Here is an 11,374-nt window from a genome sequence, read left to right as displayed (position 1 = left end):
AGGATCAGAACCGGGCGTTGGCATAGGCGGCGTACCGGGCGGTCGCCACGGCGGCCCGGCGCAGGGGCGCTTCCGTGGGCACCGGCTCGGTCTGCAGCTGCGTCACCCAGCGGTCGGCCTGGTCGGTGGTCGGTGCCTGGCCCAAGTAGTACTCGTAGGTATCCACCACGCGGACGCGCACCGCCTGGGAGTTCGCCCAGAGGGTGTCGACGACGCCCTGCAGGCCCATCCGGGGCAGCCGGTCCAGCCACACGGCCAGGTCGCTCTCGGTCGGCGTGCGCCGGAACATGTGCTCGTACAGCGCCGTGACGTAGGCCGCGTCCGTGCCGCCGACGAGCTCGTAGTAGTTCGAGCGGGCCAGCAGGAACGGTTCGACCTGGTCGATCGTGCGCGTCCCGTCGTGGACCGCGGCCAGGTGGGTCGCCACCTGCTCTTCCGACGGCGCGTACCCGAACGTGGCGTCGACCACCTCGACGCCCGTGCCCGCCTGCCGCAGGGCGGGACCGCCCGCGTCGCCGGCGCACACCGCAGCACCGTCACGGCCGGTCAGGGTCATTTCTGCGCCCACGACCGCGTCGATGGTGAAGCTGCCGGTGTGCAGGTGCAGCGGTGCCCACTCCGTCGCTGTCCGGCCGAATCCCAGTACCTCGAGGTCGTCGCCCGCAGACGGTGCGCTCGTCGCGACCGGCACCGGCGCAACATCGGTCACACCATCGTCCAGGCGCGCCAGCATCAGGTCGCGGTCGGGGTGCGGCACCAGCTCCACGACGGTCCGCTCGTGACCCGCGTCCGACATCAGGTCCGGACGGCCCACCGTGGCCGCCACCAGCTCCGGCGGGGTCCCGCTGGGTGCGGGTAGACCCGCCTCGGGGTCGGGCACGGAGCAGCTGGCAGCGGTCAGCACCCAGTCCAGGTCCACCAGTGCACCGGAGCACGCGCGCTGACCCTCGCCGATGTCCAGGCGCGTGGCGAACCCGCGGTTCTCGATGCCGTCCCCGCCGATGACGGCCGACGCGGTCGGAGCGAGCAGTGGCACGCCGGCCAACACCAGCACCGTGACCGGACGCAGCAGCCGATGTCTCCCATGTCTCACGGTGGTCCCTTCAGAGGTCGAGCGTGTCGATTCGACGGGCGGCGATGATCGCCGCACCGGACACGAGCGAGTGTCGCGACCCCGTCTATGCCCGGTCTCTACGCGGTCTGTATCGCGTGGCACGAACGGGCCTGGACCGGTTGGGGCAGGCTCCGACTCTCGCCGGCCCGTCTGCTCTGCCGCGGCGGGTCTTCATAGTCAGCGGGCTGACTTCCTCCGGATCGCAGCGGACGGCTCGACCTTGCTCCGGGGCATGCTGTCGCGCCCACAGCCTGTGGGCGCGAACCCGCCCTGGCGCGATCCGACCTTCTGGATGTGGAGCCCGGTGGGCCGCGCAGACGCATCGACAAGGGTCGAGGTAGCCATCCATGATGGCCTGGACCAGCGTGCCCTCTGACCTACGTCGGAGCTCTCATCGAGGGCTCCCGGTACACATTGGGTAGTGGTGTCGATGACCTGGATGTTGAGGTCTTCGGCAAGCAGGCCCCGGCTTGCGCCGGGGCCTGCTGAGTACCCGCTCCTTTCTATGTCCGGGTCACGAGCCGATGTCGTTGTTGATCGTGAGCGTGGACGTCTCACAGTGGCTCGTTGAGCCCTCGACGGCGTCGGGATCGCTCGGGGTGAAGGTGACTCGCCACGAGATGGTTGTGTCGGTGGTGACGACAGTCGTGTTGTTCGTGGTGAACGGAGCGCTGCCGTCGGTGAACGTTGCGAGCGCGGTGCCGGTGCAGTCAGCACTGGGGTAGAGCGTGAACTCGACGGTCCCGCTCACCGGCGTTCCGCCCTGCGTGGTGACGGTAGCCGAGTCGTTCGGCAGCCAGTTCTGCGCAGTGGTGACGGCAGACACGTCCTTGACCGTGAAGCACTCGTCCGTGTCGTTGGTGAAGGACGTCCCGTCGTAGTTCGCATCACCCGGCCACTCGGCCCGGAAGCAGTAGCGTCCCGGATCCAGCGGACTGGCTTGCGTGTTCACGTTCGGCGACGTCGCGACCGCGATGCCGTCGGTGGCGTCGGTGCCGCCGTCGAGAGTGCCAGTGCCGACGTTGGTGCCTCCGGTGTCACAGGCACCGGTCGGGATCGGACCGCACAGGAAGAACGTCACGTCTCCGGTCGGGTCGTCCGGGTTCACGGCCCCTGTCACCGTGATCGTCGCGGTGTCGTGGACCGGGGTGCCTGGTGTGACAGGACCGGCCGTGGACGCCTCGGTGGTCATCGAAGGCGCGCAGACGTCGAAGTCGCCGATGACGAAGTCCTTCAGCGTGGCGGTCGGCGAGGTCGACGAGCGGGTCTCGGCGACCAGTGTGGAGAAGCACTCGCCGGCGAGCCCGAGTGCATTCAGGTTGACTCCTGCCTCGAAGAGCTCACCGTTCGCGAAGTCCGTGTTCCCACTCTTGTCGGTGAACGTCCACGGCGCCGGGGTCAGTCCCGCGGGGCTCACGATGCCGCAGAAGTCGTCGCCCGTGAGGCTGGGCGAGCACCGCACATTCTCTCCTCCGTCGAGGAAGTCGAGGTGCGTGCCGGTGTCGCCACCGGATTCCACCCACCTGTAGATGTTGATGGTTGCGACGTCACCGCCGTTGCTGAAGTCGCTCAGCACCAGCAGGTCGCCCTCTTCGTGGACGCCGTCGAAGCTGGTGCCGCCGCCCAGCTTCGTGCTGCCGAGACCGACCTCGTCCTGGAGGAACCAGAAGCCCTGCACCGCGTCACCGCTGTTGTCGAACCGGTCGGAACCGAAGTACAGGTAGTCGGTGCCGCCCGTGGTGTAGCGCGCCGCGAAGGCGTGCAGGAGGTTGTCCTTGTCCGGCAGGCCACCCGCGCCGTCCTTCCAGGCCCATGCGCTGATGTCCTCGGGGTCCTTCGAGCCGCCGCCGGTAAAGATGGTGGCGTTGCGGTTGAGCTCCTGGGCGAACGAGACCGCGGTCGCTCCGGTGGTGTCACCGGGGTTGGGGTCCGTACATTGGTCGGGGATGCTGTTGTCAGTGTCGTCGGTCACGGTGACCTGGTGACACACACGATCCCAGTCGTCGCTTGCGGCTGGGTCCGACTGGACCGACGTCTCGGCGTTCCCGTCGAGCTGTAGCACGCCGACGTCGTGCACGGCACTCGCCATTGGCATCGCGACCAGGCCGTAGGTCGCTAGGCCGACAAGACCTACGACGGCGATGGCGGCCCTGCGCAAGCGGCTGCCTCTGTGCTTCGTGGATTGATGGAACATTGGGTTGCCTCTCTCCAGTCTTCCTCCTCTGGCCCCTGTCAAGGGCCAGTGAGACTGCCCAAGGGCGGTCCCGAACCTCCTCGCTGGCGGCCATGAAAGCTGCCCGATGGTCGCCGTGTGGGCCCGGCCACACTGCCGACGGCGGATGCTCGGGCCGACGGGCTCACCCCCTTGCCGGGCAGCGCCTGGGTGAGGCGCGTGCGCGGGGTTGGGCGCGCAGAGCAGGCGGTCGACGGTGGGACGTCAAGACCTGTGGATCGGCGTGCCAGTGCACCGCTGATCACCTCCCGACTCGCCGGGCCGTCCCACCAACCTCAAATTCTGGAAGTTCACGCCGAAGGTCTCATTGCAGCCCACCCAGCGTGACCGGAGCGTGACAAGTTCGTTATGCATCACGCGGACCTGCGAGTGCCGGGACAATATGCCGAGGACGTCGCTGAGCCGATCGTGCGGGTGATCTCCACTCCAGCGCCTTGACACACCCTGATCGCCGCGCTTCTAGTTGATTAGTGCCTGCTCGTCGAGGCACCACAGCGGATCGATGGGGATCCCATGTCTGCGCATGCTCGCACGATGGTCGCGGAGCCGATCCGACTTCGGCTTCTCGGTTGGTGGAGCCTGACCCGGGACGGGCACTACATCGAGCTCGGCGGGCGTGAGCAGCGACTGACGGCCCTGCTCGCGCTGCGAGGCCCCCGGCCGCGGGTCCAGCTCGCCGGCACCCTGTGGCCGAACACCACCGAGGACCGCGCGTTGGCCAGTCTGCGCGCCGCCGTCCTGCGAACCAGGCGCACAGCACCTGGGCTGCTCATCGTTCAGCGAACGATCATCGGCATCAGCCCGAAGGCCACCGTCGATGTCCACGAACTCGACCGAAACCTGCGGAGGGTGACCGACGTGGGCGACCGGGTCGGACACCTACGCCGTGCGACCCTGACCGTGCTGGAGTGCGAAGAACTGCTACCGGGCTGGTACGACGACTGGGTTCTGTACGAGCGGGAGCGACTCCATCAGCGCCGGCTGCGTGCCCTTGAGGCCCTGGCCTCCCGAGCTCTTGTATGCGGTGAGTTCGCGATAGCACTCGACGTCGCCCGGGCGGCAACCGAGATCGAACCCCTGGCGGAGACGATGCGCGCCGTCAACATCCGCGCACGCCTGGACCTCGGTGACCGGGCCGGCGCGATCCATGAGTACGACGAGTACCGGCGCCTGCTCGCTCACGAGCTCGGCATACTCCCTTCTGCCGAACTTTTCGCACTCGTGTACCACAGCCCGATCCGCCCCCGGCACGAACCCACAGGCCCCGAACTCGCCAGAGGCCGCGGCCTCGGCAACCCGCCTCGCGGTCCGGCTCGTCCGCCTTTGACACGGTGACCTGCGTGACCGCGGGGGTCACGACGTTTCACAGAACCCGTCCTGTGGAGCAGACGCTGCACCCCTCGGCCCTGAACAGTCCACCCCTACACACTGCACGCGACACGCCGAAGACGGGGTGCAGTGTGTAGGTGTCGCGGTCGACGGGCTTGGCCGGTCAGGCACAGCGGATCCGACTGTGCGGCAGAGCCCGCACGAGAGAATCGCGCTCAGCGCCTCGTCTCGTACCTGTTCAGGACCACCCCACCGGGAAACGTCCGCGTTTCCACCAGGTTCAGGTTCACCCAGCTGTCCAGCGCGGTGAAGAACGGTGTGCCGCCACCCACCAGGACCGGATGGGTGACGATCGCGTACTCGTCGATCAGCCCGGCCCGCATGGCCGCCGCTGCGAGCGTCGCGCCACCGACCCTCATCGGCCCGCCGTCCTCGGCCTTGAGCCGGGTGATCTCCGGGACCGCGTCGCCGGCGACCAGGCGAGCGTTCCAGTCGACCTTGTCGATCGTCGACGAGAACACCACCTTCGGCGTGTCCCGCCAGTTCCGCGCGAACTCGATCTGCGCAAGGGTGGCGTCCGGCTGCTGGTCGCCGGTCGGCCAGTGGGAACTCATGGTCTCCCACAGCTTGCGCCCGTACAAGAACAGCCCGATTGCCTGCTCCTCCTCGAGCCACCACTGGAACAGCTCGTCGTTCGGCTCGCCCCAGCCGATGTCGTCGCCGGGCGCGGCGATGTAGCCGTCCAGGGTCAGGTTCATGCCGTAGAGCAGTTTCCGCATGGCTTCATGCCTTCCGTCAGCCGGTCTCCAGTGCTGAGACCGGCACGGTGCGGGAAACTCATCGGTGCGATCTGGGCGCACAGGTAGGCCTTCTGCCCAGGCTCGGTGTTGACTCCGCGCAGTCCGCGCCCAGCTCGATGTCCGGCGTCCCGGTTGCGGACTTGTGCCAGAGACGCCGCCCTGACCGGGCTCGGGTATTCGGTGTCCTGCAGGCTCCACGACGACGCAAGATGGTGCGCATGACTCTGGCCACCCCCGTGCTGCACACCGCTCGCCTGCGGCTGCGCCCGTTCACCGACGCGGACGCGGACCCCCTCTTCGCGCTGCACAGCAGCGCCCACGTGCTGCGCTACTGGGACTCCTCGCCGTGGACCGACCGGGCCCGCGCAGAGCGCTTCATCGCGATGTGCCAGAAGATGGCGGACGAAGGCACCGGGGCGCGGGTGGCTGTCGACCGTGCTTCTGACGGGGCCTTCGTCGGCTGGTGCGGTCTGACCGGATGGAACCCGGACTACCGCAGCGCGTCGTTGGGCTACGTCCTCGGCGATGCGATGTGGGGCAACGGCTACGCGACGGAGGCCGCGCACGCCTTGCTGCAGTGGGCATTCGACACTCTCGACCTGAATCGGGTTCAGGCCGAGACCGATACGCGCAACGTGGCGTCTGCTCGGGTCCTGGAGAAGATCGGATTCGTGCGGGAGGGGACGTTGCGTGAGGACTGCGTCGTGAACGGCGAGGTGTCAGACTCGTGGGTGTTCGGACTGATCAGGCGAGAGTGGCGGCCGTCGACCATGCCCGCTCGAGCCGGTTAGAGCTGTATGCGGGTGGGCCGCCTCCGGCCGGACATGCTTGTCCGCGGCGACCTCCAGCCCAACCGTCCTGCGGGTGGACCGCGAGCCATGGCCGGCGGTCCATCCCACGAGGTATGCCGGCGAACGTCACGGAGCTTCCCGCGTCGCCATGTCCCTCGTGGAGCCGGGGGCTGAGGCGGTCCAGCTGCGGAGCAGGTCCAGGGCGTCCGCCGAGGGCGTTCCCGGTTCCGCCAGATACGTCGCGACGACGATCCCGCTGTTGGACGGGATCGTGAGCGTCTCGAAGGCAAGCGTCATCTCACCGACGACGGGATGGTTGATCCGCTTGGTCCCCGTGTTGTGGGTGCGGACGGTGTGCCCGCCCCACCAGGTGCGGAAGTCCGGGCTGCGGGTGGCGAGCTCCCCGACCAGGGCCGTCAGCGCGCGGTCCGTGGGGTCCTGACCGGCCAGGAGGCGAAGAACTGACACGGCCTCGCGGGCGGTCGCCTCCCAGTCCGGGTAGAACCTCTGGGAGCGTTCGTCCAGGAACAGGTAGCGGGCGCTGTTACGCGTTCAACCTCACGATCGACGCCTACCGCGCGCTGGAGCGGCTCCTCGCCGACGGCAAGGTCCGCGCGATCGGGGTCAGCAACTTCACGCCTGAGGACCTCGAGCAGCTGCTCGCCGCGACGTCGGTCGTGCCTGCCGTCAACCAGATCGAGCTGCACCCCTACTTCCAGCAGAAGGACGTCCAGGCCCTGAACGCGAAGCACGGGATCCTGACCCAGGCGTGGTCCCCGATCGGCGGGGTCACTACCTACACGCCGGGACAGAAGAGCGTGCTCGAGAACGAGACCCTGCAGGAGATCGCCCGCGAGCACGGCAAGTCCCCGGCTCAGGTGATGCTCCGCTGGCACGTCCAGGAGGGCCGTTCGGCGATCCCGAAGTCGATCAAGGCCACCCGGATCGCGGAGAACTTCGACGTCTTCGACTTCGAGCTCACCGCCGACCAGCTTGCCGCCATCGACGCCCTCGACACCGGTGTCCGCGGCGGCCCCCAGCCCGGCTTCATCACCCTCGAGGACCACGCGTTCCCGATCCCCGAAGCCTGACGCACTCAACCCGATCCACCGACAGGAGATACAGGAGGGGACCGGTCACCTCGGGCGACGGCCGGGGTGTCGCCCGGCTCTGTGGCTCCGGCTGGTACGCCCGGCCAGGGTGAACTACGACCTGCGGGATGACAGTCCCGCCCCACGGGCGGTGAGATGGCCTCGTGGCGTCGTTCGATCCGTGTGCTGTCGTTGCTGGTCTGTCCGAGGCGACGCAGCACTTGCTCCTTGCTGCCGCTGCCGCGGCGCCTGAGGATGTGCCTCTGTTTCTCGGCTCACTACCGCACGACGCCCTGACCGAATGGGGTCCGGCCGAGGACTCAGGGCTGGTCCGGTTGGACGGCGCAGGGCCTCAGCCATTGCTGTGGCTCGACCCGGGCACGCCGCGGGCTCTGTACGACGCTGCGCGGTTCGTGGATCGCCAGCGTGCCCACCTGAGCCTCGCGGACGCGCTCGCGGCCCGCCCTGATCGACGTGCGTGGCATCTCGCGGCCGCCACGCTGGGGCCGGATGAAGAGGTTGCCGCTGCGTTGGAGGACGGGGCTGATGCCGCGCGGGTGCATACCGGGTGGGCGGCTGCTGCACGGATGTTGGAGCGTTCCGCGGAGCTGACGGCTGACCCGGGTGTTGCCGCACGGCGGTACCTGCTGGCGATGCGGGCCGCGATCTATGCGGGCGACAGCACCTGGGTGGGCCGCCTCGGTGCCCGGGCGGGTGACCTGACCGACGACCCCGCGCATGCCCTGGAAGCGGCGCTGGCCTCGGGCTGGGCACTGGCCCGTACCGACCGTCACGCCGAGGCGATCACCATGCTGACCACGGTGGCGGTGCGTGCGGCTGACGGCGGCAACAGTGATCTGGCCTGGTCTGCGCTCGCCCCGGCGGCCGTGGCGGCCTACTACTCGGGCCGCCCGGAACACTTCGAGCAGATGGTCGTGGCCCTTGAGGTGATGGACCGGCAGCTCAACGGCAGCCGGCCGCAGCCCGGCGCGGACGAAGCCGACTCACCGGTCCTGGCGCCCGCGATGGCCGCGCCGAGTGCGTTCGCACCCGACCACGGCTTGACCCTCCTGGACGAGGAGTTCGGCCCGCCGCATGCAACGTGGCTGATCGCGGCTCTGGACCCGGTGGGTTCGGTGAAGCAGGTCGAGGCGGTGCTCGCCGCGCGAGGGCACCCAGCCGGGTTGGATCAGGTGACGCTGAACCAGCTCGGTGGGGCTGCGTGGACGGTCGACCAGACGCGATACGCCGTGACCGCCTTGCGGACCTTCCTGGACCGTCAGGAACATACCTCGCTCGGTGGCGTGAACGCGTTGGTCTCGAACACGCTGGGCACCGCGCTGCGGGACTGCGGTGCGTGGGACGCGGCGGGCGCGGCGTACGGCGACGCGTTGCGGATCGGGGCCGAGACCGGCGCGGAGATGATCCGGCGCACGGCCGAGGCGGATCTGGCGATGCTCGCGGCGATGCGCGGCGATCCGGACCAGGCTCGTTCGTTGGCGGCCCAGGCCCTGGCCGGGCTCGACCCGGACGTGAGCCGCGCGGTAGCGGTGGCTACGCGCCGGGCGCTGGGTCTGACTGCTCTGGCCGACGGCGACCATGAGCGCGCGCATGATGTGCTGCGGCTGATCCTGGACGACTCCGGGCGCCCGGTCCATCCCCATCTGTCGTTGTACGGGATGGTCGATCTCGTGACCGCCTGTGTGCGTACCGGCCGTTACGCCGAAGGGCAGGAGGCCGCAGCCACCTTCCGCCAGGTGGCCGGGCACGGCTCCGTGCGCCTTCGCGCGCTGGTGGAGCACGCGGCGGCGCTGGTGGCCGCCGCGGGTGACGCGCCCGGCGACCAGGCGCAGGCCGACATCCACTTCGCGCTCGCGTTGTCCGACCCCGAGGGTCCCGTGTGGCCGTACGAGCACGCGCGTATCCAGCTTGACTTCGGCGCCTGGCTGCGGCGGCAGCGCCGCGTGATCGAGGCGCGTCCGCACCTGGTGGACGCCCAGAGCGCGTTCGAGCGCCTCGGCGCCGCCCCCTTCGCGCTGCGCGCCTCCGCAGAGCTGAGGGCAGCTGGAGTGCGCCCCGACACGCCGCCTCCAACGCACCGATCCCGCGAGGAGGCGCCGGCGCTTGCCTCGCTCACCCCGCAGCAGCGGGAGATCGTGCTGCTGGCCGCGCAGGGGCTGACCAACCGGGAGATCGCTGAGCGGCTGTTCCTGTCGCCGCGGACGGTTGGCATGCATCTGTACCGGGTGTTTCCGCAGCTCGGGGTGACCAGTCGCACGCAGTTGCGGGACATCGTCGACCCACCGGCCCGTCGCGACCTCTGACGAGCCGAGGTGTAGTCATCTGACAGAAGCCCTCCTGTCACCTCCGGGCTCAGGCTGTTGTGCACGAGCACATCGACTTCGGAGGATCGCATGAGCACTGTCGTCTTCGTTCACGGGCTGTGGTTGCACGCCACGTCCTGGGACCCCTGGGTGGAGCACTTCACCTTCGCGGGTTACGCCGCCCAGGCGCCGGGCTGGCCTGGTGACTCACCCACGGTGGCCGAGGCCCGCGCGAACCCCGACCGGGCGGGTGGGTTCGGCATCAACGACGTGGTGCGTCACTACACGGACCTGATCGCCGGCCTCGACGGTCCGGTCGTCGCGGTGGGCCACTCGTTCGGCGGCCTGGTGGTGCAGCGGCTGCTGGCCGGTGGCCAGGTCGCGGCGGCGGTCGCGATCGACTCCGCGCCGATCCGCGGCAACATCCTGCTACCGCCGTCGACCCTCAAGGTGGCGTCGGTGGCGCTGCGCAACCCGGCCAACTTCCGCAGCTCGGTGACGCTGACGCCGGAGGAGTTCGGCTACGGGTTCGGCAACGAGCTGTCCGAACAGGAGTGCGCCGACCTGTACGAGCGATGGACCATCCCCTCGCCCGGGCGGCCGCTGTTCGAGGACGCCGCGGCGAACCTGCTGCCCGGCTCGCCCGCAGCGATCGACTTCCACGCCGACCGCGGGCCGCTGCTGCTGATCGCAGGCGGGATGGACCACACCGCGCCGGCGTCGCTGACGCGTACCGCGCACAAGCTGTACTCGCGTAACGAGGATGCCGTGACCGACCTGATCGAGTTCCCTGACCGAGGGCACTCGCTGACCGTCGACCACGGCTGGGCCGAGGTCGCCGACGCGACCCTGGCTTGGATCAAGGAGAGGGGCGTCTGAGCCCGGCGCGCCGGGGGCTCAGGACGGCCAGCCTGTCAGGGCCTGCTCCGCGATCAGGTGGAGGTCCTGGCGTCGGCCGCACCACACCCCGAACCGCAGCACGATCAGAACGATCAGCACGCACCAAGGAGTAGGCCATGACCATCGGAATCATCGGCGCCGGTGCCATCGGCACCGCGCTCGCCCGCCGCTTCACCGCGAGCGGCCAGACCGTGCTGCTCAGCAACAGCCGCGGCCCGGAGACCCTCCACGCGACCGCCACCAGGTTCGGCCAGGGACTCGTCCCCGCCACGGTTCAGGAGTCGGCCGCGGCCGACGTCGTGATCCTGGCCGTACCGTGGCACCGCCTCAAGGAAGCCGTCGCGTCGACCGGCATCACCGACTGGGCCGGACGCATCGTCATCGACACGACCAACCCGCTGGGCCCGCCCGACTTCAAGGTCGCCGACCTCGGCGGGCGGACTTCCAGCGAGGTCGTGGCCGACCTGGTGCCGGGTGGGCGACTGGTCAAGGCGTTCAACACCCTCACTCCGCCCGTCCTGGGCGCCGACCCACGCCCCGACGGCAAGCGCCGCGTCATCTTCCTGTCCGGCGACCACCACAGCGCCAACGCGGAGGTCGCGCGCCTGGCTCAGCGGGCCGGCTGGGCACCCATCGACCTCGGGCCCCTGACCGACGGCGGACGCCTCCAGCAGTTCCCTGGCGGACCGCTGCCCACGCTCAACCTCCTGCGCGAAGGCTGAGTCCACAATCGGGTCGATCTGGGGCGGCGCGATCAACGGGCAACGTGACGCGTTCGTCGCACGGAGGCCT

The 11,374-nt window shown here is 69.4% G+C and carries 9 protein-coding genes and 1 pseudogene; 6 read left to right on the top strand and 4 right to left on the bottom strand.

Annotated elements, in window-relative coordinates:
- Positions 1-4: 4 nt before the first annotated feature.
- The gene (locus tag C8K30_RS14730) at positions 5-1,093 is read right to left on the bottom strand and encodes a S1 family peptidase (RefSeq protein ID WP_158281017.1); all 1,089 of its coding nucleotides are present in this window, start codon (positions 1,091-1,093) and stop codon (positions 5-7) included.
- Between the two features lie 535 nt (positions 1,094-1,628).
- Positions 1,629-3,272: a hypothetical protein gene (locus C8K30_RS14725; protein WP_146197484.1), complete on the bottom strand. Its 1,644-nt coding sequence runs from the start codon at positions 3,270-3,272 to the stop codon at positions 1,629-1,631.
- Between the two features lie 588 nt (positions 3,273-3,860).
- Between C8K30_RS14725 and C8K30_RS14720 the strand changes: the two genes are divergently transcribed.
- The gene (locus C8K30_RS14720; protein ID WP_108493665.1) at positions 3,861-4,682 is read left to right on the top strand and encodes a BTAD domain-containing putative transcriptional regulator; all 822 of its coding nucleotides are present in this window, start codon (positions 3,861-3,863) and stop codon (positions 4,680-4,682) included.
- 209 nt (positions 4,683-4,891) lie between these two features.
- On the opposite strand, the gene C8K30_RS14715 is transcribed toward C8K30_RS14720, so the two are convergent.
- The gene (locus C8K30_RS14715; RefSeq protein ID WP_108493664.1) at positions 4,892-5,455 is read right to left on the bottom strand and encodes a dihydrofolate reductase family protein; all 564 of its coding nucleotides are present in this window, start codon (positions 5,453-5,455) and stop codon (positions 4,892-4,894) included.
- Positions 5,456-5,694: 239 nt separating this feature from the next.
- On the opposite strand from C8K30_RS14715, the gene C8K30_RS14710 reads away from it, so the two are divergent.
- Positions 5,695-6,267, top strand: coding sequence for a GNAT family N-acetyltransferase (locus tag C8K30_RS14710; protein WP_199230497.1), 573 nt, complete (start codon positions 5,695-5,697; stop codon positions 6,265-6,267).
- Between the two features lie 126 nt (positions 6,268-6,393).
- Here the strand turns inward: C8K30_RS14710 and C8K30_RS14705 are convergent, their stop codons facing one another.
- Positions 6,394-6,792 (bottom strand): hypothetical protein, encoded by a 399-nt coding sequence (locus C8K30_RS14705; protein WP_233257210.1) that lies wholly within the window; start codon positions 6,790-6,792, stop codon positions 6,394-6,396.
- Between the two features lie 26 nt (positions 6,793-6,818).
- Here C8K30_RS14705 and C8K30_RS14700 point away from each other — a divergent pair.
- The 4 genes and pseudogenes from C8K30_RS14700 to C8K30_RS14680 all read left to right on the top strand — a co-directional run.
- Positions 6,819-7,358: pseudogene (locus tag C8K30_RS14700) on the top strand (aldo/keto reductase); the annotation flags it as partial.
- A 164-nt stretch (positions 7,359-7,522) separates the two neighbouring features.
- Complete coding sequence (locus tag C8K30_RS14690; protein WP_146197483.1) at positions 7,523-9,682, top strand: LuxR family transcriptional regulator; 2,160 nt, start codon at positions 7,523-7,525, stop codon at positions 9,680-9,682.
- 90 nt (positions 9,683-9,772) lie between these two features.
- On the top strand, positions 9,773-10,561 hold the full coding sequence (locus C8K30_RS14685; RefSeq protein ID WP_108493659.1) for an alpha/beta hydrolase: 789 nt from the start codon (positions 9,773-9,775) through the stop codon (positions 10,559-10,561).
- A gap of 137 nt (positions 10,562-10,698) precedes the next feature.
- Positions 10,699-11,304 carry an NADPH-dependent F420 reductase gene (locus C8K30_RS14680; RefSeq protein ID WP_108493658.1) on the top strand — a complete coding sequence of 202 codons (606 nt, stop codon included), beginning with the start codon at positions 10,699-10,701 and terminating at the stop codon, positions 11,302-11,304.
- Positions 11,305-11,374 lie beyond the last annotated feature (70 nt).

The organism is Promicromonospora sp. AC04 (assembly GCF_003058225.1).
Lineage (GTDB): Bacteria > Actinomycetota > Actinomycetes > Actinomycetales > Cellulomonadaceae > Promicromonospora.
The sequence above is the reverse complement of the archived record's forward strand: the minus strand, read 5'-3'. Positions and strand labels throughout refer to the sequence as shown.

What these genes read in the sequence shown, in the direction of transcription:
- C8K30_RS14720 (WP_108493665.1), top strand. Translation starts at nt 3,861, where the DNA reads ATGTCTGCGCATGCTCGCACGATGGTCGCGGAGCCGATCCGACTTCGG.
- C8K30_RS14715 (WP_108493664.1), bottom strand. Translation starts at nt 5,455, where the DNA reads ATGCGGAAACTGCTCTACGGCATGAACCTGACCCTGGACGGCTACATC.
- C8K30_RS14710 (WP_199230497.1), top strand. Translation starts at nt 5,695, where the DNA reads ATGACTCTGGCCACCCCCGTGCTGCACACCGCTCGCCTGCGGCTGCGC.
- C8K30_RS14685 (WP_108493659.1), top strand. Translation starts at nt 9,773, where the DNA reads ATGAGCACTGTCGTCTTCGTTCACGGGCTGTGGTTGCACGCCACGTCC.
- C8K30_RS14680 (WP_108493658.1), top strand. Translation starts at nt 10,699, where the DNA reads ATGACCATCGGAATCATCGGCGCCGGTGCCATCGGCACCGCGCTCGCC.